The organism is Candidatus Pantoea formicae (assembly GCF_011752625.1).
Lineage (GTDB): Bacteria > Pseudomonadota > Gammaproteobacteria > Enterobacterales > Enterobacteriaceae > Pantoea > Pantoea formicae.
Genome location: NZ_VWXD01000005.1, coordinates 166,514 through 192,204, shown reverse-complemented (window position 1 = coordinate 192,204; position 25,691 = coordinate 166,514). Strand labels below are relative to the sequence as shown.

Genomic DNA, 25,691 nt, shown 5'->3' with positions numbered 1-25,691 from the left:
GCCGTACTATGAATTTGCTGTTTCCGCTGGTCGCGGTGATGATCTGGTCGATCAACACCATCGTCAGCAAACTTTCTGCCGGGAGCATTGATCCTGCCGCCATCTCCTTCTATCGCTGGTTACTGGCGTTAGTAGTTCTGGCACCGTTTTGCCTACCCGGCGTATGGCGGCATCGGCATACCATCCGGGCGAATCTATGGCGACTGCTGATCCTTGGTCTGCTGGGCATGGTGCTGTATCAAAGTCTTGCTTACTATGCGGCGCACAGCGTCTCCGCCGTCATGATGGGGATCCTTGGCGCGACGATTCCACTGCTGACCATCCTGCTCAGCCTGTTCGTCCTGCGCCTGGCGCCCACGCGCGGAATTTTGATTGGTGGCCTGCTGTCGTTTGCCGGTTTGGTGTGGCTGGTAAGTGAGGGCAACCCGGCTCAGTTGCTGAATCAGCGTCTTGGCAACGGAGAGTTGATGATGCTGGCGGCTTCCACGTCTTACGCACTTTACGGCGTGCTCACCAAACGCTGGGCGATTCCCCTGCCAACGTGGCAGAGTTTGTACGTGCAAATTTTCTTCGGTGTACTGCTGTTGCTGCCCGGTTTCCTGCGTGCGCCGGATGTCTCGCTCAATGTGCATAATGTTCCGCTGGTGCTGTTTGCTGGACTCTTTGCTTCGATTGTTGCGCCTTTTTTGTGGATCCTTGGCGTGCAGCGACTTGGCGCCAGCACCACCAGTATTTTTATGAATTTCGTGCCCGCCTTTACCGCCATTATCGCGGTGATGTTCCTGCACGAGCAGTTGCATGCGTATCACTGGATTGGTGGCGGGATGACGTTAGTGGGGGTGATTCTGGCGCAACGCCTGAAAACACCGCTGCGCAAGCCGCGTGAGACCACCCTTCCCGATCCTGCGGCCTGATTTTATTGCCCTGAAAGCCCCTAGCCCCCGTGGATTTCCCGGGGGCTTTTGCTATCATATGTCCTCGTTTTTCCGGCGCACCCGGATCTGACCTCGTTTTTCAAGGATTCCGCCATGCAACCTCTTAGCGGTCCCGGTGTGCCCGCGGGCGATCGTTCAACGCTCACTAACGCGACTGGCCCTACTCGCCCCGGCGGACCAGCAGGTGAACAGCCGTTATCACCTGCGCAGCGCACCACGCTCGAACGCTTGATTGTCCGCATCATGTCACTCAGCACATTGAAAGCTCCTGAACTTTGGGCCGGGGTGCGCCATGAAGTGGGGGTTAAAAATGATGCGGAGCTGCAATCGCGCCATTTCCCCGTCGCCGAACAGCATCTGAATGGTCGATTGACGCAGGTACAAAATAGCCTTGCGACGCGCCAGTTATTGCAGCAGCTGTTAGAAAAATTGCCACAGGGTAACAATCGCCAAGCCGTGAGCGACTTTATTCGTCAGCAATTTAATCAGACCGTGTTAAGCGCCTTGTCTCAAGACCAGCTACGGCAGGTGTTGACGATGCTGCAAAATGGGCAGATGGCGATCCCCCAGCCGCAACAGACGCGCGTTTCCGACCGTACACTGCTCCCTGCCGAACAGCAGTCGCTCAATCAACAAGTGACACGCCTTGCTGCCACGACCGGGGAATCACCGGTCAAACTGCTGGCCGATACGCTGAAACTGGTCAATTTGAAAAGTGGCGATCCGATTCCTTCACGCCACTTCCCGCTGCTGACGCAATATCTTCAGGTACGCCAGACGTTGGCCCAACACAGTGCGCCAACGCTGCAAATGCTGGAAAGCTCGCTGAAGCAGCCGCTGACGCATGATGAACAGCGCCTGCTGGAGGATTACAGCCAGCAACGTTTCCAGACTACGCCACAAACGGTTCTGACCCCTGCGCAAACGCAAGATCTGCTCAATGTGTTATTCAGCCGCCGCGCTGAGAAAATGCTGGAGCAACCGCATGCTGCCAGCGAATTGCGTCCGCAGCCCATCTGGTCGCCATGGGTTGAGATTTTGCCGCGCCCGCTGGCGCAGCGTCCTGCCTTAACGCTGATCCTGGGTTTAGCGTTGTTCTTCTTCCTACTGTGGCTGTTCCTGTAGCTTAACAACCACAATGGGCACCGGGGGTGGCTTGCGGCCATTCTCCGGGTGCCTCGCCCCACGTCAGTGGATGTCCATCTCGCTTCCAGAAATCCAACCCGCCAATCAGCTCTTTCACCTGGAAACCCAGTGAGGCCAGCTTCAATGCCGCTTTGGTTGATCCGTTGCAGCCAATACCATCGCAATAGGTGATGTACACTTTGCCGCGATCTAACTGTGCAGTGGATTCGGCATTCATGGTGCGATGAGGAAATGAAATCGCGCCGGTGATATGCCCCGCCTGGTACACCTCGCTGGCACGTGCATCGATCACCACAATCGCCTTGATGCCCTGCGCCAGATCTTCAGCCAGGTCCCAGGCATCGGTGTAATAACTGAGTTTGTGCTGCAAATAGGCAAGGCTCTCTTGTGGGCTGGCTGCGGGGAAACGTAACACTGATGACATGGCATTCTCCTGTTGTGATTGGGACTCAGTTTACGGCAAAGTGGTCTTTAAACTGATACCACTTTCTCCAAGATGATAAGACCACCATGAGCCAGCAATTTTTGGCCCTGTTTAACCACCAGCCCAAAGGCGGATTGCGTGAACGCCTGTGCATGATGTTACGCCAGGCCATCACGCAAGGTCATTTGCAGCATCATGCGCGACTGCCCTCCAGCCGCCAGATGGCAGCCGACTTATCATTGTCGCGCGTGACGGTGGAAGCAGCGTATGCGCAGTTAGAGAGCGAAGGCTATCTGGAAAGACGGGCCGGACGCGGCACCTTTGTGTCGATTGCCATACCACAGCGTCTTGCCTCCAGCGCCAGCCAAGATTCTCCCCCCTTCTCCCGCCGGGGCGAACAAGTTCTGGCCACCGGTGGCTGTCAGGATCCACCCTTTCCCCACGCTTTCGCGGCGGGCTCGCCAGAATTACGCGCCTTTCCGCATGAACAGTGGCGCCGCATCAGCAGCAGTGTTCAACGTCGCTTAGGCAGCCAGGTGATGGGTTATGGCGACCCGGTGGGCTATCAGCCACTGCGTCAGGCTGTGGCCGATTATCTGGCGTTGTCGCGTGGTGTAAGGTGTTCAGCTGAACAAGTGGTGATGCTGACCAGCTCACAGCAAGCGTTGCAGCTGCTGGCGCTGATGTTTCTCGATAATGACGATGAGGTATGGCTCGAAGAACCTGGCTATCCCGGCGCGCGCAACGCCTTTCTCGCCGCTGGTGCGCGCTGTCGGGCAATGCCGCTGGATAGCGAAGGCGCAATACCTCTAAGTGGACGCGCCAAGCTGGTCTATCTGACACCCGCGCACCACTACCCCACTGGCATTCCGATGAGCCTGGCACGCCGTTTACACTGGCTTGCCTGGGCACGCGAACAGCAGAGTTGGTTGATTGAGGACGATTACGACAGTGAGTTTCATTATGACGATCGTCCCGCCCCAGCGCTTCAGGGGTTGGAGAGTGACAGTCGGGTCATTTGCCTTGGCACTTTCTCTAAGATGTTGTTTCCCTCGCTGCGGCTGGCGTGGATGGTGGTGCCGCCACAGCTGGTTGATGCCCTGGGCCGCGCACGCAGTGTGATGGATGGTCATAGCGCTTTGCTGCCTCAGGCGATTACCGCCGAGTTTATGCAGCAAGGCTATTTTGCCAGTCACTTGCGCTTGATGCGTCAGCTCTATCATAGCCGTCGCGATCGGTTGCTGGAGCAAATCAACACACGCATGCAGCCTTGGCTAAAGCCACTACAGGCTGCGGGCGGATTGCAGTTGACGGTTTGTCTAAAGCAGGGTGAAGAAGTAAAGTTGACTCAGCATGCCGCAGAACTGGGCCTGCGGCTCCCCCGTCTGTCGCCGCTCTATGCCGGAAACACCTCGCAGAAAGGCTGGATACTGGGGTTCGCTGCACTGACGCCCGGTGAGATCGTCAGTGCCTGCGATACGCTGGTTATGCTGTTGTCGCGCTACGCGCAAACGACCAGGTAACCAGTATGCCCAATGCGGCACAGCACGCTCCCGCAATATAGACGGAGCCATAACCCAAGGCCGTCGCCAGCAGGCCGGTCAGCGGCCCACTGGCACCGTAAGCGATATCCTGAAAAGCGGAGAAGCCGCCCAACGCCGTTCCCCGAATCTGCGGTGACACGCGTTTTAACACTTCCACACCCAGTGCCGGGAAGAGCAGTGAACAACCGCTACCCGTCAGTGCGGCGCCAATTAGCGCCATCCCGCCCGACGTCGCACGCGCCAGCAACAATAAACCCACCGTCTCCACCAGCAGAGAAACCATCGCCACACGCACACCGCCGTGACGATCGGGTAAACCGCCAAAAAAAACCCGCACCAAGACAAAAGCACAGCCAAATGCGGTCAGGGCAAAACCGGCATTTCCCCAGTTTTCAGCAGCAAAGTAGAGTGAGGTAAAGGTGCCGATAACCGCGAAACCCGTGCCTTGCAGCGCCAGCGCCATACCCGGCTGGAAAATGGTTTTCACCACGCTAAACAGTGAGGGACGCTCCCCGCCGACCACCGGTACTTTGTTAACCCAGCTGTTGATGGCCAAGGACAACAACGGAAGCAGCAGTGCTACCGCGCCCAAGGCGGCGAATCCACCCTGTTGGTTGATCAGCAGACCGAGCGGTGCGCCCGCCGCCAGCGAACCATAGATCGCCATACCGTTCCACGACATCACCAATCCGGAGCGTTTGCTACCCACCAAGCCCATGCCCCAGGTCAGATTGCCTGTCAGCAATAGACTTTCCCCAAAACCCAGCAGCAGACGCCCCAATGCCAGTAGACCAAACTTGGCCCATGGCGACACCGGCAGCAATGCCGCAGCCAGATAAGCCACGCCCACCAAAGCGATAGCGATCATTCCGTGTTGGGTCGTAAGTTTGGCACCGTGCTGATCGGCGCGACGCCCAGCGAAACTGCGTGTCAGCAGCGTGGCAAAAAATTGAATCCCCACTGCGACGCCCACCATCAGATTGCTCATCCCTAATTCTTGATGCACATACAGCGGGATAACCGGCAACGCCAGGCCAGCGGTGAGGTAGGTGAGAAAGACCGCAAATGAGATACAGCCTAAGGGCAGCACAGATTGCGTCTGCGTATCGGCAGCCGTGGTCATGATGGTAGGAACTCCTTGTTCAGGGCATGCGCAATACATCCATTGACTGCACGAGGCAGAAATGGGTGATTTGATTCACAAAGTGCGCAAACGATTATTTTGTTTCATTGAGGCAACGGGAAGAGTGTAGGCAAGCGGCGGGGCAAATGTCAAAAACAACAAGGGCCGGATTAACCGGCCCTTAGAACTACGCAATCAACGACCCTGTAGCATTCAATTTACATCCCCAGAGCTGACTGAAATCAGTGAGCGGGTCTGCATGTTGAAGTATGACGGGTATTTACGCTGACAGCTTACGCATGGTCAAGGTAGCGTTGGTGCCGCCGAAACCAAAGCTGTTGGACATCACGGTGGTCAGCGCTTTTTCAGTCGGCTGCGTCACGATGTTCAGGCCTTTACCGGCTTCATCAATCTCTTCGATGTTAATGCTTGGCGCGATGAAGCTATGCTCCAGCATCAGCAAGGTGTAGATCGCTTCCTGCACGCCCGCCGCACCCAGTGAGTGACCGGTCATGGCTTTGGTGGCAGAGATGTACGGTGAGTTATCACCAAACACTTCGCGAATCGCGCCCAGCTCTTTTACATCACCGACTGGCGTAGAAGTGCCGTGGGTGTTGAGGTAATCGATTGGGGTATCAACGCCCTGCATGGCCATCTTCATGCAGCGCACTGCGCCTTCACCTGAAGGAGCCACCATATCAGCACCGTCAGAAGTCGCGCCGTAGCCAACGATTTCTGCATAGATGTGTGCGCCACGTGCCAGAGCATGCTCCAGCTCTTCGACCACTACCATGCCGCCGCCGCCTGCGATCACGAAACCATCACGGTTTGCATCATAGGTACGAGAAGCTTTTTCTGGGGTTTCGTTGTATTTGGTGGACAGTGCGCCCATCGCATCGAACTCACAGGCCATTTCCCAGCTCAGCTCTTCGCCGCCGCCAGCAAACACGATGTCCTGTTTGCCCAACTGAATCTGCTCAACCGCATTACCGATGCAGTGTGCTGAAGTCGCACACGCAGAGCTGATCGAGTAGTTTACGCCGTGGATTTTGAACGGCGTAGCCAGACACGCTGACACACCTGAACCCATGGCTTTGGTCACCACATAAGGACCGACCGCTTTCAAGCCGCGCGGGCCACGCATTGCGTCAGCACCGAACACCTGATAACGCGGAGAACCACCGCCTGAACCGGCAATCAGACCCACACGTGGGTTGTTCTGATACTGCTCGTCAGTCAGACCGGAATCCTGAATCGCTTCTGCCATAGACAGATAAGCGTAGATTGAAGCATCACTCATGAAACGCACGATTTTGCGATCGATGAGCCCGTTGGTATCCAGTTTGACGTTGCCCCATACGTGGCTGCGCATACCGATATCTCTCATCTCTTCAGAGAAGGTGATACCCGAACGGCCTTCACGCAGAGAAGCCAGCACTTCTTGCTGGTTATTACCAATGCTGGAAACGATACCCAGGCCAGTAATCACTGCACGTTTCATTCAATAGTCCTCATTCCACTTCTTTTGGATTGACGTGCACTCTAGCTTACAGTTGTAAGCCGAACAAGTCCGATCAGCCATTTCCTTTTGTAAATTTGCGTCATGTGACGGCAGTCGTTAAAATCGCGCCACTGCCTGAAAAATGAGCCTTTCCCGTGAAGTTATCCCCGGTTGAACACGCGCAATTAAATTGGAATGATCAGGGTACACCTGTTTCCCGAGCATTCGACGATGTCTACTTCTCCAATGACAATGGACTGGAAGAGACGCGCTATGTCTTCCTTAATGGCAACCACATTCCGGCCCGCTTTGCCGAACATGCACACGATCTTTTTATTGTCGCAGAAAGCGGTTTTGGGACGGGTCTGAATTTTCTTACCCTGTGGCAAGCATTCGATCGCTTCTGTAGCGAACATCCCGACGCCACACTTAAGCGCCTGCACTTCATTAGCTGCGAAAAATTCCCACTGACGCAAACCGACTTGGTAGCAGCCCATGCTCACTGGCCAGAGCTGGCGCCTTGGGCAGAGCAGTTACAGCAACAGTGGCCCCAAGCGCTACCGGGTTGCCAGCGTTTACTGTTTAACGGTGGTAAAGTCACGCTCGACCTCTGGCTCGGAGATATTAACGCGCTAATTAATACCTTTGATGACAGTCTTAACGCCCAGGTTGATGCGTGGTTTTTAGATGGCTTCGCACCCGCGAAAAATCCGGAAATGTGGACACCTGAACTGTTCGCCGCCATGGCACGTCTGGCCCGACCGGGCGGGACGCTGGCCACTTTTACCGCCGCCGGTTTTGTCCGCCGCGGATTGCAAGAAGCGGGTTTCACCGTGGCGAAGCGTAAAGGCTTCGGCCACAAGCGTGAAATGTTAACAGGCGTAATGGAACAGACGATTGATCTGCCTCATAGCCAGCCCTGGTATGCGCGACCCGCCGCCAGTAGCCACGACGTCGCGCTGGTTGGTGGTGGCGTAGCCAGTGCCGTTCTGGCGCTGGCGCTGTTACGCCGAGGCTGGAATGTCTCTCTTTATTGCGCAGATGCAGCACCGGCATTGGGGGCTTCAGGTAATCGTCAGGGTGCGCTTTATCCGCTGCTCAACCAGCACGATCCGGCGCTGGCCACCTTTTTCCCTGCTGCGTTCACCTTTGCCCGCCGTTTATACGATCAATTGCCCGTGATGTTTGAGCATGACTGGAGCGGCGTTTTACAACTTGGCTGGGACAGTAAAAGCGCCGAGAAGATCGCTCAGATGCTGAACATGGGGCTGCCGCACGATATCGCCTACGGCGTTGATGTAGCACAAGCGCAGCAGTTGGCGGGGGTCGATACGCAATGGGGTGGGATTTTCTATCCTCAGGGGGGATGGCTTTCCCCTTCGCAACTCACCAGCAATCTGCTGGAGTATGCGCAAACACTGGGCTTACGCGTCCACTGGTTGCATCGCGTAACGCAACTGAAACGTCACGATGATAACTGGACTCTGCAATTCAGTGACCAGCCAGCCGTGCAACATGCGCAGGTGGTCCTTGCTAATGGCCATGCGTTGCTGGAGATCGATCAGAGCAAGGACCTACCAGTTTATGCCGTCGCCGGCCAGGTCAGCCATGTCCCCACCGCACCGCTGCTGGGTAGCCTGAAAACGGTACTCTGTTACGACGGATATCTCACCCCGGTTAGCCCAACGTTCAATACGCATTGTGTTGGTGCCAGCTACCACCGTGGAGATACCGCCACCGCATTCCGCCTTGACGACCAGCAGGAAAACCGCCAGCGACTCATTGATTGCTTACCCGATGCGGAATGGCCGTTACAGGTGGATATCAGCGAGAATGAAGCACGTAATGGGGTCCGTTGCGCAACGCGCGATCATTTGCCGATGAGCGGCAGCGCGCCAGATTATGAAGCAACGCTGGCACAATATGCGGATTTGCCGGAGCAGCGTGTACGGGGCGAAAACATTGCCGAGGCGCCTACCCATCGCGGCTTATTTGTACTGGGTGCGCTCGGTTCACGCGGTTTGTGCAGTGCTCCTTTGGCGGCAGAAGTGCTAGCAGCGCAGATGAGCGGTGAGCCGCAACCGTTAGACACCACGACGTTGTCGGCCATGAATCCGAACCGCTACTGGATAAGGAAATTGCTTAAGGGGAAGAAAGCCGGACGGTAAACCAAGGGGCGAGAGAACGCCCCATGTTGTTATGCAGGCTGGCGGGCCTGCTGGAACAGGTTATCCCACATGCCAATCACCAAAGCTTGATCACGTGGCGATAGTTCACCCGCTGCAATGGCTTTTTGCAGGCTGTTGGTCACGTGAATTTGCAGCGCTTCGGGCGTGTGTTCACCGCTGACCTCAATCTCAGCCACCGCCAGGGTCAGATGACCACGCAGATAGCCACCGGCAAATAGCTCATCGTCACTGGCGTGATCAACCATGTCGTCAATCAGAGCCAGGATGCGTGTTTCGAATTCTACGATCATCTTTTCTATCCTTTAATTATGGGCTGGCAAATCACAGATCTTCCGGCCACGGAAAATGTGCCGCCGTCAGCGCAGGTGTACCGTAATAGTTTGTTAACGCATCGATAAATCGAGCGGGACGTGCCGGGATTCCTTGCTCGAAATAGGCCATCACTTGAGCATGGACCTTGCGCTGGAATGCGATGCGATCCGGCTCACAATCTCCTTCGAGGTTGTCACAGCTAACATTGAAGGGAAAGCCTGCCGCAACACAAAACAGCCATTCCAGCGCCTGTGGTTTCACCTCTACCGACTCGAACTGGCTTTGCGTTTGCGCATCGCGTCCATCCGGGCAATACCAGTAACCAAAATCCACCAACTTGCGGCGTGCTTCACCTGCAATGCACCAGTGGGAAATCTCATGCAGCGCACTGGCATAAAAGCCATGAGCAAACACCACACGGTTCCACGGTGATTCCTCATCCGCTGGAAGATAGATAGGTTCATCGTCGCCTTTAATTAGACGGGTCTGAAAGTCGTCAACAAAGCAGCCATCAAAAATGTCCACCAGCTGCTGGTAATGATGTTCTGTACTCATAATATTTTAATCTTTAAAAAAATTACTGCCATTGTCGCACTGGTCGCCCGTCTTGACGAGTATTGGTTTACAGGGTGGCCATCCACGCCAGTATCGCACTGCCGTGGCTATCCCATAACAATTTGGCGCTCATGACCGCTGAGACCGTCACCACCATCGGACGGATAAGCTTCTGGCCGCGGCTCAGCACCAGCCTTGCGCCCAGGCGTGCACCTAAAAATGCGCCAATCAGCATAATCACGCCGGTGCCCCACACCACTTTTCCGCCGAACATAAAGAACAGCAGACTGCTGAAGTTAGAGGTGAAATTTAGGACTTTGGCGTGGGCAGTTGCTTTGGCCAGATTGAATCCACACAGTGTGACAAATGCCAGCGCATAGAATGAACCGGCACCCGGTCCAAAAAAGCCATCGTAGAAGCCGACGCAGCCGCCGCCCACCAATGCGTAGGCAAATCCTTGCAGACGATGTTCGCGATCCGCTTCACCCAAACGTGGCATCAGCAGGAACCATAGACCAATGCTGATGAGCAAGATCGGCAGGATCTGTCGCAGCACATCGGCCTGAATATGCTGGATCAATACGGTGCCGCATACACCGCCAATAAAGGTCATCGCGATATTGAGCCGCTGTTCGCGCAATTTCACCGCGCCACGCCGAACAAAGTAGAGGCTAGCGGAGAAGGATCCGCCCACCGACTGGAGCTTATTCGTGGCTAAGGCCTGCGCGGGGGAAAGTCCTGCGGCGAGTAAAGAAGGTACGGTGAGTAAACCGCCACCGCCGGCGATGGAGTCGATAAACGCCGCCAGCACCGCAACCAGAAACAGCACGCAGAGAATCCACGGGCTGACAACAAACCACTCCATGATAATCCTTAAAATACAGCGTAGAGGGGCCTTGAAGCCACCGGCTGGCGCAACCTGGCATGCCTCTACAAATTGTTATAATAAATGGCGATCTAACAGTGCCTGACAGGATGGCGGCAACGGCGGTGGCGCTTTCTTCACTGGCGGTGTGCTGCCTGGTTTTTTGGGCAAGAACCAGCTATCAAGTTCAGCACCGCAACCATCACCTGGCGGCGGAGCGGCCTGATCTTCGCACTCCAGACTGCCCGCAGGACAACGCAAACGCACATGCATGTGCGCACGGTGCGCGAACCAGGGGCGGACTTTATTCAACCACGCACGATCGCTTCCCGCATCGGCACATAGTTGCTTTTTAATCGCTGGATTGACGAAGATGCGCGTCACTTCATCATCTTTCGCTGCTAGTTTTATCAAACTATCTATTTGCGGCTGCCAGTGACGCGCGATAACTTGCTTATCGTCTGCTGCCACCAGATCCAACGGCTGCGGCTTCAACAGTTGCTGCGCCGTCCAGCGCGTTTGCGGCAGTTGCAGCCAGATATCAACATCCAAACCGGTTTGATGACTGGCATGCCCGCTACTAAAGCGCCCACCTGCCGCCATGCCCATATCACCAATCAACACCTGTCCTAACTGCAGTTGATGCACCTGCGTACTTAGGCGTTGAATAAATGCAATAAGATCGGGATGGCCGTAGTAGCGCCGTTGATCCTGGCGCATCACTTGATAGTTCGGTGAGTTGAGCGGTAATTGCTGTGCACCAACGATACAGCCATTGGCGAAACCACCAATCGACTGCGGGCTGCCCGCAATGGGCTGATGGATTTGCTGCCAGGGAGTGGCGGCAAAGGCGGCCGCACTGCACAACAGCGCGGCAACGGTGGTGAGCAGGCGGCGCATCATTGGCTTACCAGCGCGGTACGCTGCTGTTGACGTCACCGTTTTGCGCACGCTGGCGCAGCAGGTGGTCCATCAACACAATCGCCATCATCGCTTCGGCAATCGGTACCGCACGGATACCGACGCAAGGATCGTGGCGACCTTTGGTGATCATTTCCACTTCTTCGCCATCACGGGTGATGGTTTTACCCGGTACGGTGATGCTTGAAGTCGGCTTCATGGCCAGATTAGCGCTGATGGTCTGACCGCTGCTGATTCCGCCCAAAATGCCACCCGCGTGGTTACTCTGGAAGCCGTCGGCACGAATTTCATCACGATGCTGGCTACCACGTTGACTCACCACGGCAAAACCGTCACCGATTTCAACGCCTTTCACCGCATTGATGCTCATCAAGGCATGCGCCAGATCGGCATCGAGACGATCAAATACCGGCTCGCCCAGACCTGGCGGCACGTTTTCCGCCATCACAGTCACTTTCGCGCCGATGGAATCACCCTCTTTCTTCAGGCCACGCATCAGTTCGTCCAGTGCTTCCAACTTTGATGCATCCGGGCAGAAGAACGGATTCTCTTCAACAATGCTCCAGTCTTTCAGCTCGCAGGCAACATCACCAATCTGCGCCAGGTAGCCACGCACCTGGATACCATGCTTCATCTGCAAATATTTCTTGGCGATTGCACCTGCGGCAACACGCATCGCGGTTTCACGTGCGGACGAACGACCGCCGCCGCGATAGTCACGCAGGCCGTATTTCTGCTCGTAGGTGTAATCCGCATGGCCTGGACGGAACAGATCTTTGATTGCACCGTAGTCCTGCGAACGCTGATCGGTATTTTCAATCAGCAGGCCGATAGAGGTGCCCGTGGTGACGCCCTCAAACACGCCAGACAAAATTTTCACCTGATCCGGCTCACGGCGCTGCGTGGTATAGCGCGATGTGCCAGGACGGCGGCGATCGAGATCGTGCTGAATATCCGCTTCCGTCAGTGGAATGCCAGGTGGCACGCCATCAACAATGCAGCCCAGCGCAATACCGTGCGACTCGCCAAAGGTGGTTACGCGAAAAACTTGTCCGATGCTGTTTCCGGCCATTGTGGTTCCTTGTTGCGATGTTGCGGGCGAGCGCTCGCCCCGATTTTTAGTCTTTATAGAAGGAGAAGTGATGCTGTGCTGCAACAATTTGCTCGCGCGTCAGCATGAATACGCCGTCACCACCGTTATCAAACTCCAGCCAGGTGAATGGCACATCTGGGTACTGCTCAATCATGTGCACCATGCTGTTGCCGACTTCACAAATCAGCACGCCCTGCTCGCTCAAGTAATCTGGCGCGCAGGCAAGAATACGGCGCACCAGTTTCAGGCCATCACTGCCCGCCGCTAAGCCAAGTTCTGGCTCATGACGATATTCGTTTGGCAGGTCGTCCATATCTTCCGCATCAACATACGGTGGATTGGTGACGATCAGGTCATATTTCACCTGCGGCAGACCACGGAACAGATCGGCGCGAATCGGCGTGACGTGGTGCATCAAACCATGTTCTTCAATGTTTTGCTCGGCCACCGCCAGCGCATCAGTAGAAATATCGACCGCATCCACTTCAGCTTCTGGGAAGGCGTAAGCGCAGGCAATGGCAATGCAGCCGCTGCCGGTGCACATGTCGAGAATATGATGGGGCTGCTCGCTCACCAGGCCGGCAAACCGATTCTCAATCAGCTCGCCGATCGGGGAACGTGGCACCAGTACGCGTTCATCAACATAGAATTCGTGACCGCAGAACCAAGCCTTGTTGGTCAGATACGCGACCGGAATACGCTCGTTGACGCGGCGAATCACGCGTTCAACAATGCGGTGACGCTCACTGGCGGTGAGGCGCGCGTGGCGCATATCTTCTGGAATATCCAGCGGCAACCAGAGCGTAGGCAGAACCAGTTGGACTGCTTCGTCCCAGGGATTGTCCGTGCCGTGGCCGTACCAAATGCCTGCCGCCGAAAAACGGCTAACAGCCCAGCGCAGCATATCCTGAATGGTGTGCAGTTCACTCACTGCCTCATCGACGAAAATCTTGTCCACGTAGCCCTCCGCAGGCCTTAAAATCAATCGGCCGATAGTGTGCCACGAAGCCGGGCAGAATTCAGCGCAGCAAGGCGAAAAAGCTGACATTTGTTAACGCCCCGCGTTAAGGTATGTCACCGGCTGATAACCAGCCTTTTAACCCTATTGTCGAGCCATGAGTAAGAAAACGCCGCTAAGCCAGGACGATCAGTCACTGTTCCGCGAATTAATGAGTGGGACGCGCAAGTTGAAACAAGACACTATCGTACATAAAACGGTAGTGAAAACACGTGAAGTACCGTTAAAAAGACTGCTTTCTGAGCAAGCCGATAATAGCCACTACTTCTCCGATGAATTTCAGCCGCTGCTCTCCAGTGACGGCCCGATGCGTTATGTCCGCGCGGATGTCAGCCACTACGAATTAAAGAAATTACGTCGTGGCGATTACACCCCAGAGATTTTTTTAGATTTGCACGGGTTAAGACAGCAACAGGCGAAACAAGAGTTAGGTGCACTGATTGCCGCCTGCCGCCGCGAACACTTGTTCTGTGCCAGTGTGATGACTGGACATGGCAAGCATATTCTCAAGCAGCAGACTCCGCTGTGGCTGGCGCAGCATCCGCATGTGATGGCGTTCCATCAGGCGCCAAAACTGTTTGGTGGCGATGCCGCATTGCTGGTGCTGATTGAAGTGGAAGAGTGGCAACCGCCGGAACTGCCTTAAATCAACACGCAGCACTTTCATCCGCAGTGATTCAAACGGTAATAAGGTGGTAAGCGAAAGGCTCCCCGCGGGCTTACAGGCGTAAGTGACTGGAGTGGATGCGGCAGTGATAACGGGGAAAAGGAAAGGGCCGCTGCTGCGGCCCATAGAACGGCGAATTTACATCGCTTTGGCCAATTTGGACGGGCTGACCTGCCACTCCAGTTTGCCTTCGCAGGCTTCTGCATCAAAGTTCACATAGGCGATAGCCGAGGTCGCAAACATCGGTGGCGCTTCCTGCGGGCAAAGTTCTGAGACCAGATAACCCACCAGCGGCAGATGCGAAATAACCAACGCCGATTTTACACCCTTCTGTGCCAGAGCCTGGAGATAACAAGCCACCATGCCAGGATCGCCACCCGGCGTCAGTTCAGGCAACACATCCTGCCCTTCCGGTAACTTCAGGGCTTCGCGCACCGTGGCGAGCGTCTGCTCAGCACGCAAATAAGGGCTCACTAACACCCGTTCGATATCCAGCGCCTGGCCATTCAGCCAGCTCGCCATCTGACGCGATTCGTCACAACCACAGATCGTTAAAGGGCGAACCGAATCACTCGCTGCTTCCAGAGCTGCGTCGCCATGACGCATGATAAAAACTTGCATAAAGCACCGCTGTTGTTTGTCGATATCGTCGGGTACCACAGCACCAGACGCGTCATTCTACGAATGAACGCTGTGTTTTACCCCAATGGCTTCAGTATAGTCAACCGGTTGTTTATTAAATAAGCATATCTCAGAATGGCGCCGCAGCACCTACTCCATCACGCCATAACTAACCCGCTGAATCTGTGCGCCTATTCATGATTGTGCAGAAGTGTAAAAATTCGTTTGCGTTTCTGACAATGTCATCAATGCTTCACAGGGCGCAAAACGCTCCCCCTGTTGCTGCATTAATGCGCGTAATGTGTTGGTGATGTCAAGTCCGCCACGTTGATCCATATAGTGGAACGGACCACCCAGAAATGGGGGGAAACCGATGCCAAACACAGCAGCAATATCACCATCGCGCGCACTGCGGATCACGTCCTCATCAAGGCAACGTGCCGCTTCGTTTAGCATCATCATCACACAGCGCTCTGCAATCTGCTCTTCACTCTGTTTTGCCTGAGGTTTGATATTCAGCAACCTATAGAGGCTGTCATCAACTTTGCGCTTCCCCGGCCAACGCGAACGCGTGTAAAGGTAGAAACCTTTGTTGTTTTTGCGCCCTTTTCTGCCGTCGGCGAGGATAGCATTCACCGCTTCTGGCGCGCTAAATCGCTCACCATAAGCTTGCTTTAGGATGGGACTGATTTTGCTGCCGACATCAATACCCACTTCATCCAGTAACTGCAACGGTCCGACCGGGAAACCAAACTTCACCAGTGATCTGTCAATATGCTCAACCGGTTCGCCTTCCAATAGACAGCGCATGGCTTCATTTATATAGGGTGCGAGAATACGGTTGACGTAGAAACCAGGGCGATCCGCCACCACTACCGCTGTTTTGCCCTGCTGGCGCGCCAGTTGTACGGTGGTTGCCAGGGTTGCGGCTGAAGTCCCCGCATGAGGAATCACCTCCACCAGCGGCATCTTGTCGACGGGGCTGAAATAATGCAGACCAATCACATTCTCTGGTCGCTGCGCATTGGCTGCGATATCCCCAATCGGCAACGATGAGGTGTTAGAAGCAAAAATCGTCTGCGGTTGGCAGTGATTCTCAACCTCCGCCACCATCTGCTGTTTGAGCGCCAAATCTTCAAATACGGCTTCAACCACGACATCGCGATGACTAAACCCCTGATAATCAGTCCCGCCGCTGATGCGAGCCATCTGCTGTTGCCGTTCAGCAGGTTTCATCTGGCGCCGCTTCACCTTTTGGCTTAGCAGATCCCAGCTGTACTGCAGCGCATGATTCACGCCGTTGAGATCAACATCTTTAATACGCACCGGTAAACCGGCTTTCAGCGCAGTGACGCTGGCAATGCCTCCGCCCATCAGCCCACCACCCAGCACACCAATTTGTTTCAGTGGCCGTGGTTCTGCGTCCGCCACTGCCTCTTTCTTGATGGTGGTCGACGCAAAAAACAGGCTACGCAGTGCGGCTGATTCCTGCGTCATCGCCAACTGACCAAAAGCACGTGCCTCGGCAGCGTGCCCGGCGTTGCTGCCCTGATCCAGCCCTATGCGAACGACCTGCAGGATGCGATCTGTTGCCGGATAATTGCCCTGGGTTTTGCTGTCGGTCTGACGTTTTGCCATCGCAAATAGTAAGGAACGCACCAAGGGAGCCTGCATGATGCGGTCGCGAAGTGTTAGCTCACGCCGTAAAACCTTTCCTTTATGTACCTGTGCAATTGCTGTCTCAAGCAGAATGGACAGCGGAACCGCATCGTCAACCACGCCAAGCTTTAACGCCTGCTTGGCACGCAGCTGTTTGCCACTGAGTATTAACGGCAACGCCTGTGGCACGCCGATCAGCTTTGGCAGCCTTTGTGTGCCACCTGAACCCGGCAGTAAACCTAACTGCACCTCTGGCAGTCCTAGCCGGGTTTTCTCATCCAGAGTACAGATGCGGGCACTACAGGCAAGCGCCAGTTCAAGCCCCCCACCGAGGCAAGCGCCATGAATGGCCGCCACCACCGGGAAGGGTAACGCGGCAATTTCCGCCATCACTTCCTGCCCCTGCCGTGCCAATCCTTCAGCTTCCTCTGCGGTCTGGCATTTGGCAATCATGCTGATATCAGCACCTGCCACAAAGTTATCGCTCTTACCCGAAATCAGCACCAATCCTGCTAATTGCGGGTTGCTGCGCGCTTCGGCCAGCACCGCTTTTATTTGTGGTACAAACTCGGCCTTGAGCGTATTCATTTTCTCGCCAGGCACATCGATGGTGATGACACCCACATGATCGAGGCGCATCTGTAAATGGAATGCGGATGAACTCATTACTCGGCCTCCAGAACCATTGCGGTGCCTAACCCCCCCGCCGCACAGGCGGTGACCAATCCCAGTCCTCCACCGCGTCGCCGCAGTTCCTGCAATGTTTGAGTGATCATACGCGCACCCGTCGCAGCAAAGGGGTGACCATAAGCAATCGAACCGCCCAGCACATTGAAACGCTCTTCATTGACTTCACCCAGCGCATGCGGCCGATTGAGCACGTCGCGGGCGAAGCGCTCATCGCGGAACATTTTCAAATTGGCCAGGGTTTGGGCAGCAAAAGCCTCATGCATATCGATCAGCGTCAACTCGTTGAGGGTAATCCCCGCACGTTCCAGCGCCAGCGGTGAGGCATAAGCGGGACCGAGCAGCATGTCCTGCCAGACATCGATTGCGGTGAAGGCGTAGCTACGTAGATAGCCAAGCGGAGTGATACCCAGCTCACGTGCGCGACCTTCACGCATTAATATCATCGCCGCTGCGCCATCCGTGAGTGGCGTGCTGTTAGCGGCAGTAACTGAACCATGGCGACGATCAAATGCCGGGCGGAGTTTGGCGTAATCACTGGCGCTGGCGTTGAAGCGGATATTGTTATCCTGCTCAATCGGCGCTTTCCACGGTGGTACAAACGCGGGCATCACTTCCTGCGCCAATACACCGGACTGCCAGGCGCGTGCCGCATGTTGATGCGATCGCAGCGCCAGCGCATCTTGCTGCTCGCGCGTGATGCCATGTGTTTTTGCCATCTGCTCTGCGGTATCTCCCATGCGCAACCCGGTAGAAAACTCCGCCACCGCGGGTGGCACCGGCAACAGGTCGCGCGGACGCAGACGGCGTAAAATTTGCAGTTTTTTGCTGAAGGTCCGTGCTTTATTGAGATCGACCAATGCGCGTGCTAGCGTTTTGCTGACGCCAATCGGCAGTACCGAAGAGGAATCCGCTCCCCCTGCAATGCCGGCATCAATGGTACCGGCCATCAGGCTCTCCGCCACATTGGCCACCGCCTGAAAACTGGTGGCGCACGCGCGGCTGACGCTGTAGGCATCGGTGTGCACACTCAACCCGCTGCTGAGAACAATTTCGCGCGCGATATTCGGCGCTTCCGGCATCTGCACCACTTGACCAAATACCAGTTGATCGATCACCTCAACCGGTAATTCGCTGCGTGCCATTAGCTCAGATACCACCATGCGTCCCAACTCTAACGCCGGAATGCCGTGAAAATCACTCGCCTGACGTGCGAAAGGTGTGCGTAATCCGTGGGTTATGGCGATACGTTCGCCCTGACGCGTCAGCAGCGGCTGCGCTTTGCTCATTGCACTCACCTGTAATTTACGACCGTAGCATCATTGCCAAACAGGTCTGACCTGATCATCAGTGTTAACCAGGTGTCACTAAGTCGCCAATAACAGAAGAAAAAAAGTGCGAGGGAAGACACGAAAAAGAGAAAACGCTGCCGAAAGGGCTTCCGGCAGCAGTAGGATTAGCGTAAGCCGAGCTGGAAAATCAGGGTTTCAGCCTGGCAAGCAAAGGTGAAATCAACATTGAGGCGTACCCCAGCTGCTTCCTCGATAAAAGCGGAGCGAATATCACAGGGATCGGATTCCACCTGACGCGCTTTGTCGCTCAGGTGCACCAACATCGCCTCCGCGGCATGGCGGTCAGCGAACACACCAGACCAACTGGCGGTACAATCGGTATTGTCCATCACAGTGCCCACATCCACACAGCAGCAGGCTGCGGTTTCGTTAGCACTGCATTTTTTAATGGCATCAGTCATTGCTCTCTCCTGACGATAAATCAATTCAAGCGGATCATTTCCTAACGCAAATTGTACGCCCCATGCGGGCTGCCATCTATCTCCCTGCGGCTAAGTGACGAATATCACACTAAAAATTGATCCAGAACAAATTTGACCGCTATGCTGAATGAGCACCGACAAGATTTTGTTAAGCAGATCTGATTTTATCGATCAAATTGGAAATATTTAAAAAACAATATTGCAACAAATACACAGGTCGGACCTATACTCGTCGCACTGGTCTGATATGTGTCTTTATCGTCAGTCCCTACAATCCGCCGTCCTTTGTTACGCGACGTAACAACGTTTAATAATAAATCTAGATGAGGTTGTGGTCATGAACCATAAGAACCTGTTTGCAAAGTCAGCTGTGGCAGCTGCAGTGGCGCTCATTTCATCCCAAGTTTACGCCGCAGGCTTTCAACTTAATGAATTCTCAGCAATTGGTTTAGGTCGTGCATATTCGGGTGAAGGTGCGATGGGCGATACCGCTGCATCCGCCAGCCGCAACCCCGCGACCATGGCACTGATGGATCGCCCTTCGTTCTCTATCGGTGCTGTTTATATTGACCCTGATGTGAATATTACGGGCCAAAGCCCTACCGGACGCAGCCTGAATGCCAGCAATATTGCGCCGAATCAGTGGGTGCCCAATATTCATTATGTCCAACCGATTAACGATCAATGGTGGGTTGGTGCATCTGTTACGTCGAACTATGGCCTGGCAACAGAGTTTAATGATGGTTACACCGCAGGCGGATACGGCGGTAAAACCGATCTGCAGACCGGTAACTTTAACATCAGTACGGCTTATCGTTTGAATGAGCATTTCAGCTTCGGCCTTGGATTTGATGCGGTTTATGCCAAAGCCAAAATCGAACGTTATGCCGGTGAAGCCGGTTCTGCACTGGGCCTGCCAGCTGACACCAAAGTGGCACACCTGAACGGTAATAAATGGGGATACGGCTGGAACGCAGGTATTTTGTATGAAGTGGACAAAAACAACCGCTTCGGCTTTACCTACCGTTCTGAGGTAAAAATCGATTTCGACGGCAACTACCGCAGCGACTTACCTACCTTTGTTAACTCCTTACCGCAAGCGCAGTTGTTAGGACTGCCTTATGGTACCGGTGGAGCGACGATTCCAGGTTCGTTGACGCTCAATCTGCCAGAAATGTGGGAAATATCTGGCTGGCATAAAGTGGCGCCACAGTGGGCAGTTCACTACAGCATGGCTTACACCAGCTGGAGTCAGTTCCAGGAGCTGAAAGCCACTGGCAGCAATGGCCAAACGCTGTTCTACAAAGATGAAGGCTACCACGATGCCTACCGCATCGCCTTGGGTACCACCTATTTCTATGATGATAACTGGACCTTCCGTACCGGTATTGCGTTTGATGACAGCCCAGTACCGGCTGACAAACGCTCTATCTCCATCCCGGATCAGGATCGCCTGTGGCTGAGTGCCGGTGCATCTTATGCCATCAATGAAGATGCCTCTATTGATTTGGGTATTTCCTACATGCACGGCCAGAAAGTCACCATCAAAGAAGGTTCATATACCTTTAACTCCGACGGCAAAGCTTGGCTGTACGGCGCGGGCTTTAACTACAAGTTCTGATGCCAACAAAGGTGTGTACAGCGGCGACAGCAATGTCGCCGTTTTTATTGGCAACGGGGAACCGGCCAGTGCTCGGCGAGAAAATCAATAAAGCAACGCACGCGCGGTGAGAGATAGCGACCCGGCCAGATTGCCGAAAAACCACTTTCTCGAACGCAGCTCCCCGGAAGCACTTCCACTAACTTGCCCTGTTCCAGCACTTCGCGCACTACAAAATCAGGGATATAGCTGATACCCATACCGGCTAACGTGCTCTGCACCATCGCTTCGATATTATTTAGCGTCAGTGATTTAGCGGGCTGGAAATCTCCGGTAACGCGAAGATCCGCCAGTTCCCAGTGTTGAATCAACCCTGTTGCGGGAAAACGAAAGAAAATGCAGTGATGCTGTGCCAAGTCAGCACTCACCGATGGCGCACCTCTTGCTGCAAGGTAGTCTGGACTGGCGCAAAGCACAAAACGAAAAGGTCCTAGCGTACGCGCCTGTAACCGTGAATCTTGCATCTCGCCACTGCGGATAGCGACATCAAACCCCTCATCAATCACATTGACCAGTCGGTCGCTAAAATCAAAATCCAATTCAACGTCAGGATAGAGCTGATGAAATTGCGGGAGCAGTGGCGTAATCAATCGATACCCTACCACCGGTAATGACACATGCAGTTTGCCACTTGGATGGGCAACGGCTTGGGTGATCTCCGCTTCAACGTCACGAAGTTGCTCAAGGATGGGACGTGTTCGTGCCAGTAACAGCGCCCCTTCGGCTGTCAGACTCACACTGCGTGTGCTGCGATTGAACAGTCTTACCCCAAGCTGTTGTTCAAGCCGAGCGACATTTTTCCCCACTGCAGAGGCAGAAATGCCCAACAGCTGTGCTGCCTGCACAAAGCTGAGTGTTTCAGCCGTACGCACAAAAGCGCTCAATGAGGTAAGACTGTCCATGATAATAAACCTTACGTCCGCAAAGAGTGGAGTTATAGCCCATTTATCCTCTTTTATATCCGCAATAGTCTGTTACGTCATCTATTCCATTTTGTACGAGACACGCAATGACGGAAATCAGCAGCACCTCCTCTTCAGGCGTCAACATCAGTGCGACCTTAGCGATTTTACTGGCAGCGCTATTACTCCCTTTGAGTTTTACCGGCGGCGTGGTGACCACCGCCGCAATCAGCAGGGATCTTCACGGGGGACCACTGTCGCTCGCCTGGCTAACCAATGGCTTTATGCTGACCTTTGGCAGTGGCTTATTAGCGGCTGGCGTGGCGGCCGACAAGCTTCAACATAAGCGCATATTCATCGCCGGACTGGCGCTATTCGCTGTCAGCTCCCTGATGATTGCCCTCACCAGTCGCACATTAACACTCGGCATTTATCGTGCCTTGCAGGGCATTGCCGCCGCGTTGACGCTGGCGGGGGGTGCCACGGCGCTGGCGCATCTCTACAGCGGGCCAGCACGCACGCGGGTTTTCAGTTTACTAGGTACTTTGTTCGGCGTTGGCCTGGCATTCGGCCCCCTAGTGATGGGCATCATCACCGATGCGCTCAGCTGGCGTTGGGTGTATGCGCTGTTGGCTGCCATGGCAATGGTAATCGGACTGGCGGGACATCTCAGTATCACTGCCTTGAAGACCCCGCCATCCGCGCCGGCAGACATACGCGGAACGGCATTGTTTAGCCTCGCCCTCCTCGCCGTCACCACTACACTGATCCTGCTACCGCAATACGGACCATTGTCACTGACGGTGTTCATCGGGTTGGCCACGACTCTGCTGGCCGGCGCATTGTTTGTCCGCCACACGCAGCGTATCGCCCATCCGGTTTTCACTCTGGCACTGCTGCGTCAGCCGCATTTTGCCGGCGTGCTGCTGTTGCCGGTGGCAACCTGCTATTGCTACGTAGTGCTGTTGATTGTTATCCCGCTATTTTTAATCGGCGCGCGTGATCTTAGCGAAACACAAAGCGCGGTCATCTTGCTGGCACTCACAGCTCCGATGTTGATCTTTCCTGGCGTTGCGGCTTGGCTAACACGTTGGTTTAATCCGGGGAAAATCTCAGTGGCAGGCTTGCTGCTGGCAACCCTGGGTTTAATCGGCATGGCACATGCGATAAAAACGGATGGACTCATCGTTCTCGCTGGCTCAATGTTTGTGACCGGCATGGGTGCCGCATTGCCATGGGGATTAATGGACGGGCTGGCCGTGTCGGCGGTATCCGTTGAACGTGCAGGTATGGCGGCAGGTTTATTTAACACTGTGCGTGTGGCGGGTGAAGGGATGGCGTTGGCGATAGTGATGGCGCTGCTCGCGCTGTTCAATCGGCTGGGCCTCCAGCAGAGTTTACCCATTCTGGACACCGTGACACGCGATAAAGCAGCGGTATGGTTATCGGGTAGCCACGTTCTGCAAGCACATGAACTGCTGCCCCAGATTCCTGTCCCCTTGCTGATAAACAATGTGGAGCAGGCGTATTTTATCCTGCTCTACGGATTGGCAGCGATAACGCTTGGGTGCGCAGTGTGGGTGGGCATATTACTCAAGCAGCCCGTAAAGCAGGCATAAAAAAATGGCGACTGTGAAAGTCGCCATGATTTTTACTGTGAATCGATATCTTTTAAATCATCCTGAATCGCGCTGGCGTTCGGGTTCTCTTCCGGCTTCAACTTGCCGCCATTGGCGAGGAAGTCATTACGCTGGAAATAGGCATTACGTATAAAGGCATACGGATCTTGCTGCTGCTTGAGGATTGCATCTGAATCGAGCAGCTGTGCACGCGTTTCCACGCCTTCCAGTGTCCATTTGCCAATCGACATTGGCCAGGTGAGCCAGCTCAGCACCGGGTAGAGCGTATCAACATAGTCGCCACCATCCTGACGCACCGTGAAACTACCGTAACCCGGCAGCACCACGTATGGACCGTAGCCCACACCGTAACGACCCAGAGTGCTACCAAAATGGTGCGGTACTTCACGCGCCAACTCTGTATTCGCTTTGCCGGCCACATCGATAAATCCGCCCAACCCCAACACGGTATTGAGGAAGAAACGCGTAAAGTGGATCCCCGCCTGACGCGGCTCTCCCACCAGAATCGAGTTCAGCATGCTGGCAGGTTCATCCAGGTTTCCCAGGAAATTACTTAAACCACTGCGCGCAGGCACTGGCACGTAGTCGCGCCACGCAACCGCAACCGGACGCACGACATAAGGATCCAGCACGTTGTAGTTGAAGTTAAACATCGTGCGGTTAAAGCCTTCGAGCGGATCGCTGCGCTGCGCAGGCTGCGTCGGATCCGCCGGTTTTGAACTGGCACATCCCACCAGCAGCAAGCTGGCCAGCGCCAGACCGGTCAGGCGGTTATTCATTCTTATCTCCCTGTGCGGTTGAAAAATGTATCGCTTCAGGGCTGCTGTTGATTAATTTCCACAGCCAGTTGCTGATGACCATCCCAAGGGGTAACCGCGCTTAGACCAAACCAGTCCCCAGATTGAGGATTGGCACTACCATCGCGCGAGATACGCACCCGGACCTGCACCTGATGCTGCGCCGAAAGTAGGCGGTCTTGCATCATGGCGTTACTGTCATCCAGCGTGAGCGATAACGGGAAGTGGCTCAGCGGTAAACGCTTCACAGCCACAGGCACCGGTGAAACACCGTCAGACACAGAAATATACATCACTCCGCCTTGCGGTAACATTTTTTCTGCCTGCGGAGCTAAACTCACCGTCAATGCCAGGTGACTATTTTGCTGCCCTGCATCCGTTTTCGCTTGTTCAATGCTGCGCTGAATCATAGTGATACGCTTATCACCTGCCGGTAGCACCTTCAGCATCGCCTGCCACGTGCTTATCGCCTCATCATATTGCTGCTGCTGAAAAGCATTAAATGCCAACAGACTCAGCGTGCGCACGTTGTTGCTATCGTGGTTTAACAGATCTTTCAGCAAGACATTCGCCTGACGGTTATCCTGCGGATCGCTGGAGCGTGTCAGAACCTCGGCGTAATCTTGCTGCAGTTCCAGGTTGTTTGGCGCCAGTTGCAGTGCGCGCTGGAAAGCCTGACTCGCACTGGTGGCATTGTTCAGTACCATGCCCAGACGACCTAGCATCGTCCAGTCGTTGAGGTTCTGAGGATCGTTCTGCAATGAACTACGCAATCCCAATTGTAAACGTGCCAACTCTTCCATCGTCAATGGCGTGGCTTTCGGATCCATTAAGCGGGCACGCAGTTCAGGATACTCCTGTTGCACACTCACCCAACCTGCCAGTTGCCCCAATCCGCCGGTTTTCAGATAGAAACCCACTGACACCAGCAGCAGCACAATCACACCCGGCAGTAAAATCCAACGGCTGCTGTGATGAATGCGTGCAGCGTGCTCCGTGGGCACATCGGTCAGCAAGGTTTGCTGCAGTTCACGTACCATCTCAGGGCGTTCTGCCACGACGCCTTCTTCTTCATCGCGCTCCAGTTCACGCAGACGTTGCTGATAAAAATCGGTGTTCAGGCGATCGCGGTCGCCACTGCTGGCTTCACGCTGACGCCAGCCCGCACTGACGAACAGCACGGATGCCGCCACCAGCAAAATAATCAGGGTAATCCAAAATCCAGTCATTACGGCTTCCCGTCACGCTTTAGAATCGCCGCAAGGCGTTGTTGTTCATCGTCATCGAGATCGCTACGCGATTTACCGCGGCGATTGCGCAGAATAATAATTAACCCTCCGAGCACCACAAACAGCGCAGGCCCTACCCACAGGATCAGCGTCGAGGGGGTGACTGGCGGTTCATAGGTCACGAAGTTGCCATAGCGTGCCACCATGTAATCAATGATCTGTTGACGACTCTGGCCTTGCTTCATCAGCTCATACACTTTCAGGCGCATATCGGCGGCAATCATTGCATTGGAATCGGCAATGCTGTTGTTTTGGCATTTAGGACAACGCAGTGAGCCAGTGAGATCGCGATATTGCTCTTCCTGCTGCACCGAATCGAATTGATAAGTATCGATGGCCGCCCACAGGCTGGTGCTGAGCATCAAGCCC

24 protein-coding genes are annotated in these 25,691 nt (G+C 54.7%); 7 read left to right on the top strand and 17 right to left on the bottom strand.

Features of this window, described 5'->3' with window-relative positions; genetic code table 11:
• Positions 1-8: 8 nt before the first annotated feature.
• Both F3J38_RS16670 and flk read left to right on the top strand, forming a co-directional pair.
• Positions 9-914, top strand: coding sequence for a DMT family transporter (locus F3J38_RS16670; protein WP_167140246.1), 906 nt, complete (start codon positions 9-11; stop codon positions 912-914).
• A gap of 114 nt (positions 915-1,028) precedes the next feature.
• On the top strand, positions 1,029-2,060 hold the full coding sequence (flk, locus tag F3J38_RS16665; RefSeq protein ID WP_167140244.1) for a flagella biosynthesis regulator Flk: 1,032 nt from the start codon (positions 1,029-1,031) through the stop codon (positions 2,058-2,060).
• Position 2,061: 1 nt separating this feature from the next.
• Here the strand turns inward: flk and F3J38_RS16660 are convergent, their stop codons facing one another.
• Complete coding sequence (locus tag F3J38_RS16660) at positions 2,062-2,505, bottom strand: rhodanese-like domain-containing protein (RefSeq protein ID WP_167140242.1); 444 nt, start codon at positions 2,503-2,505, stop codon at positions 2,062-2,064.
• Between the two features lie 86 nt (positions 2,506-2,591).
• Here F3J38_RS16660 and pdxR point away from each other — a divergent pair, with 86 nt between their 5' ends.
• Positions 2,592-4,028, top strand: coding sequence for a MocR-like pyridoxine biosynthesis transcription factor PdxR (gene pdxR, locus F3J38_RS16655; RefSeq protein WP_167140241.1), 1,437 nt, complete (start codon positions 2,592-2,594; stop codon positions 4,026-4,028).
• Here pdxR and F3J38_RS16650 read toward each other — a convergent pair.
• Complete coding sequence (locus F3J38_RS16650; RefSeq protein ID WP_167140239.1) at positions 3,991-5,172, bottom strand: arabinose transporter; 1,182 nt, start codon at positions 5,170-5,172, stop codon at positions 3,991-3,993. The two genes, pdxR and F3J38_RS16650, sit on opposite strands and share 38 nt — an antisense overlap.
• A 280-nt stretch (positions 5,173-5,452) precedes the next feature.
• Positions 5,453-6,673: a beta-ketoacyl-ACP synthase I gene (gene fabB / locus F3J38_RS16645; protein ID WP_167140237.1), complete on the bottom strand. Its 1,221-nt coding sequence runs from the start codon at positions 6,671-6,673 to the stop codon at positions 5,453-5,455.
• Between the two features lie 155 nt (positions 6,674-6,828).
• Between fabB and mnmC the strand changes: the two genes are divergently transcribed.
• Complete coding sequence (mnmC, locus tag F3J38_RS16640) at positions 6,829-8,841, top strand: bifunctional tRNA (5-methylaminomethyl-2-thiouridine)(34)-methyltransferase MnmC2/FAD-dependent 5-carboxymethylaminomethyl-2-thiouridine(34) oxidoreductase MnmC1 (protein WP_167140234.1); 2,013 nt, start codon at positions 6,829-6,831, stop codon at positions 8,839-8,841.
• Positions 8,842-8,870: 29 nt separating this feature from the next.
• On the opposite strand, the gene F3J38_RS16635 is transcribed toward mnmC, so the two are convergent.
• The 6 genes from F3J38_RS16635 to prmB form a co-directional block, all read right to left on the bottom strand.
• The gene (locus tag F3J38_RS16635; RefSeq protein ID WP_167140232.1) at positions 8,871-9,152 is read right to left on the bottom strand and encodes a YfcL family protein; all 282 of its coding nucleotides are present in this window, start codon (positions 9,150-9,152) and stop codon (positions 8,871-8,873) included.
• Between the two features lie 31 nt (positions 9,153-9,183).
• Positions 9,184-9,729 (bottom strand): elongation factor P hydroxylase, encoded by a 546-nt coding sequence (locus F3J38_RS16630; RefSeq protein WP_167140230.1) that lies wholly within the window; start codon positions 9,727-9,729, stop codon positions 9,184-9,186.
• Positions 9,730-9,796: 67 nt separating this feature from the next.
• Entirely contained in the window at positions 9,797-10,594 is a 798-nt protein-coding gene (locus F3J38_RS16625) for a sulfite exporter TauE/SafE family protein (RefSeq protein ID WP_167140228.1), read from the bottom strand.
• A gap of 75 nt (positions 10,595-10,669) precedes the next feature.
• Positions 10,670-11,494 carry a penicillin-insensitive murein endopeptidase gene (gene mepA / locus F3J38_RS16620; protein WP_167140499.1) on the bottom strand — a complete coding sequence of 275 codons (825 nt, stop codon included), beginning with the start codon at positions 11,492-11,494 and terminating at the stop codon, positions 10,670-10,672.
• A 7-nt stretch (positions 11,495-11,501) separates the two neighbouring features.
• On the bottom strand, positions 11,502-12,587 hold the full coding sequence (gene aroC, locus F3J38_RS16615; RefSeq protein WP_167140226.1) for a chorismate synthase: 1,086 nt from the start codon (positions 12,585-12,587) through the stop codon (positions 11,502-11,504).
• A 46-nt stretch (positions 12,588-12,633) separates the two neighbouring features.
• Complete coding sequence (gene prmB, locus F3J38_RS16610) at positions 12,634-13,566, bottom strand: 50S ribosomal protein L3 N(5)-glutamine methyltransferase (protein ID WP_167140224.1); 933 nt, start codon at positions 13,564-13,566, stop codon at positions 12,634-12,636.
• Between the two features lie 157 nt (positions 13,567-13,723).
• Here prmB and smrB point away from each other — a divergent pair, with 157 nt between their 5' ends.
• Complete coding sequence (gene smrB, locus F3J38_RS16605; protein ID WP_167140222.1) at positions 13,724-14,272, top strand: endonuclease SmrB; 549 nt, start codon at positions 13,724-13,726, stop codon at positions 14,270-14,272.
• Between the two features lie 159 nt (positions 14,273-14,431).
• Here smrB and sixA read toward each other — a convergent pair whose 3' ends face one another.
• The 4 genes from sixA to F3J38_RS16585 all read right to left on the bottom strand — a co-directional run bounded on the left by sixA (position 14,432) and on the right by F3J38_RS16585 (position 19,013).
• A complete protein-coding gene (gene sixA, locus F3J38_RS16600; protein ID WP_084934564.1) occupies positions 14,432-14,914 on the bottom strand; it encodes a phosphohistidine phosphatase SixA in 483 nt (160 codons plus the stop codon).
• Positions 14,915-15,109: 195 nt separating this feature from the next.
• A complete protein-coding gene (gene fadJ, locus F3J38_RS16595; protein WP_167140220.1) occupies positions 15,110-17,239 on the bottom strand; it encodes a fatty acid oxidation complex subunit alpha FadJ in 2,130 nt (709 codons plus the stop codon).
• Entirely contained in the window at positions 17,239-18,549 is a 1,311-nt protein-coding gene (fadI, locus tag F3J38_RS16590; protein ID WP_167140218.1) for an acetyl-CoA C-acyltransferase FadI, read from the bottom strand. Before fadI ends, fadJ begins: the two co-directional genes overlap by 1 nt.
• Before the next feature lie 167 nt (positions 18,550-18,716).
• Positions 18,717-19,013 (bottom strand): YfcZ/YiiS family protein, encoded by a 297-nt coding sequence (locus F3J38_RS16585; protein WP_167140216.1) that lies wholly within the window; start codon positions 19,011-19,013, stop codon positions 18,717-18,719.
• A 358-nt stretch (positions 19,014-19,371) separates the two neighbouring features.
• On the opposite strand from F3J38_RS16585, the gene fadL reads away from it, so the two are divergent.
• Positions 19,372-20,655 (top strand): long-chain fatty acid transporter FadL, encoded by a 1,284-nt coding sequence (fadL, locus tag F3J38_RS16580; protein WP_167140214.1) that lies wholly within the window; start codon positions 19,372-19,374, stop codon positions 20,653-20,655.
• Between the two features lie 44 nt (positions 20,656-20,699).
• On the opposite strand, the gene F3J38_RS16575 is transcribed toward fadL, so the two are convergent.
• On the bottom strand, positions 20,700-21,596 hold the full coding sequence (locus F3J38_RS16575; protein WP_167140212.1) for a LysR family transcriptional regulator: 897 nt from the start codon (positions 21,594-21,596) through the stop codon (positions 20,700-20,702).
• A 107-nt stretch (positions 21,597-21,703) separates the two neighbouring features.
• Here F3J38_RS16575 and F3J38_RS16570 point away from each other — a divergent pair, with 107 nt between their 5' ends.
• Complete coding sequence (locus tag F3J38_RS16570) at positions 21,704-23,215, top strand: MFS transporter (protein ID WP_167140209.1); 1,512 nt, start codon at positions 21,704-21,706, stop codon at positions 23,213-23,215.
• 32 nt (positions 23,216-23,247) lie between these two features.
• On the opposite strand, the gene mlaA is transcribed toward F3J38_RS16570, so the two are convergent.
• From mlaA to F3J38_RS16555, 3 genes are read right to left on the bottom strand one after another with little or no spacing between them, the layout of a single operon-like run.
• Positions 23,248-24,015 carry a phospholipid-binding lipoprotein MlaA gene (gene mlaA, locus F3J38_RS16565; RefSeq protein ID WP_167140207.1) on the bottom strand — a complete coding sequence of 256 codons (768 nt, stop codon included), beginning with the start codon at positions 24,013-24,015 and terminating at the stop codon, positions 23,248-23,250.
• Between the two features lie 35 nt (positions 24,016-24,050).
• Complete coding sequence (gene ccmI, locus F3J38_RS16560; RefSeq protein WP_167140205.1) at positions 24,051-25,262, bottom strand: c-type cytochrome biogenesis protein CcmI; 1,212 nt, start codon at positions 25,260-25,262, stop codon at positions 24,051-24,053.
• Complete coding sequence (locus tag F3J38_RS16555) at positions 25,262-25,684, bottom strand: cytochrome c-type biogenesis protein (protein ID WP_205298296.1); 423 nt, start codon at positions 25,682-25,684, stop codon at positions 25,262-25,264. Before F3J38_RS16555 ends, ccmI begins: the two co-directional genes overlap by 1 nt.
• Positions 25,685-25,691 lie beyond the last annotated feature (7 nt).

What these genes read in the sequence shown, in the direction of transcription:
- F3J38_RS16585 (WP_167140216.1), bottom strand. Translation starts at nt 19,013, where the DNA reads ATGACTGATGCCATTAAAAAATGCAGTGCTAACGAAACCGCAGCCTGC.
- F3J38_RS16575 (WP_167140212.1), bottom strand. Translation starts at nt 21,596, where the DNA reads ATGGACAGTCTTACCTCATTGAGCGCTTTTGTGCGTACGGCTGAAACA.
- sixA (WP_084934564.1), bottom strand. Translation starts at nt 14,914, where the DNA reads ATGCAAGTTTTTATCATGCGTCATGGCGACGCAGCTCTGGAAGCAGCG.
- F3J38_RS16670 (WP_167140246.1), top strand. Translation starts at nt 9, where the DNA reads ATGAATTTGCTGTTTCCGCTGGTCGCGGTGATGATCTGGTCGATCAAC.
- ccmI (WP_167140205.1), bottom strand. Translation starts at nt 25,262, where the DNA reads ATGACTGGATTTTGGATTACCCTGATTATTTTGCTGGTGGCGGCATCC.
- smrB (WP_167140222.1), top strand. Translation starts at nt 13,724, where the DNA reads ATGAGTAAGAAAACGCCGCTAAGCCAGGACGATCAGTCACTGTTCCGC.
- flk (WP_167140244.1), top strand. Translation starts at nt 1,029, where the DNA reads ATGCAACCTCTTAGCGGTCCCGGTGTGCCCGCGGGCGATCGTTCAACG.
- mlaA (WP_167140207.1), bottom strand. Translation starts at nt 24,015, where the DNA reads ATGAATAACCGCCTGACCGGTCTGGCGCTGGCCAGCTTGCTGCTGGTG.
- aroC (WP_167140226.1), bottom strand. Translation starts at nt 12,587, where the DNA reads ATGGCCGGAAACAGCATCGGACAAGTTTTTCGCGTAACCACCTTTGGC.
- fadI (WP_167140218.1), bottom strand. Translation starts at nt 18,549, where the DNA reads ATGAGCAAAGCGCAGCCGCTGCTGACGCGTCAGGGCGAACGTATCGCC.
- F3J38_RS16555 (WP_205298296.1), bottom strand. Translation starts at nt 25,684, where the DNA reads ATGCTCAGCACCAGCCTGTGGGCGGCCATCGATACTTATCAATTCGAT.
- F3J38_RS16650 (WP_167140239.1), bottom strand. Translation starts at nt 5,172, where the DNA reads ATGACCACGGCTGCCGATACGCAGACGCAATCTGTGCTGCCCTTAGGC.
- pdxR (WP_167140241.1), top strand. Translation starts at nt 2,592, where the DNA reads ATGAGCCAGCAATTTTTGGCCCTGTTTAACCACCAGCCCAAAGGCGGA.
- fadJ (WP_167140220.1), bottom strand. Translation starts at nt 17,239, where the DNA reads ATGAGTTCATCCGCATTCCATTTACAGATGCGCCTCGATCATGTGGGT.
- mepA (WP_167140499.1), bottom strand. Translation starts at nt 11,494, where the DNA reads ATGCGCCGCCTGCTCACCACCGTTGCCGCGCTGTTGTGCAGTGCGGCC.
- fabB (WP_167140237.1), bottom strand. Translation starts at nt 6,673, where the DNA reads ATGAAACGTGCAGTGATTACTGGCCTGGGTATCGTTTCCAGCATTGGT.
- F3J38_RS16630 (WP_167140230.1), bottom strand. Translation starts at nt 9,729, where the DNA reads ATGAGTACAGAACATCATTACCAGCAGCTGGTGGACATTTTTGATGGC.
- F3J38_RS16660 (WP_167140242.1), bottom strand. Translation starts at nt 2,505, where the DNA reads ATGTCATCAGTGTTACGTTTCCCCGCAGCCAGCCCACAAGAGAGCCTT.
- F3J38_RS16635 (WP_167140232.1), bottom strand. Translation starts at nt 9,152, where the DNA reads ATGATCGTAGAATTCGAAACACGCATCCTGGCTCTGATTGACGACATG.
- F3J38_RS16570 (WP_167140209.1), top strand. Translation starts at nt 21,704, where the DNA reads ATGACGGAAATCAGCAGCACCTCCTCTTCAGGCGTCAACATCAGTGCG.
- F3J38_RS16625 (WP_167140228.1), bottom strand. Translation starts at nt 10,594, where the DNA reads ATGGAGTGGTTTGTTGTCAGCCCGTGGATTCTCTGCGTGCTGTTTCTG.
- fadL (WP_167140214.1), top strand. Translation starts at nt 19,372, where the DNA reads ATGAACCATAAGAACCTGTTTGCAAAGTCAGCTGTGGCAGCTGCAGTG.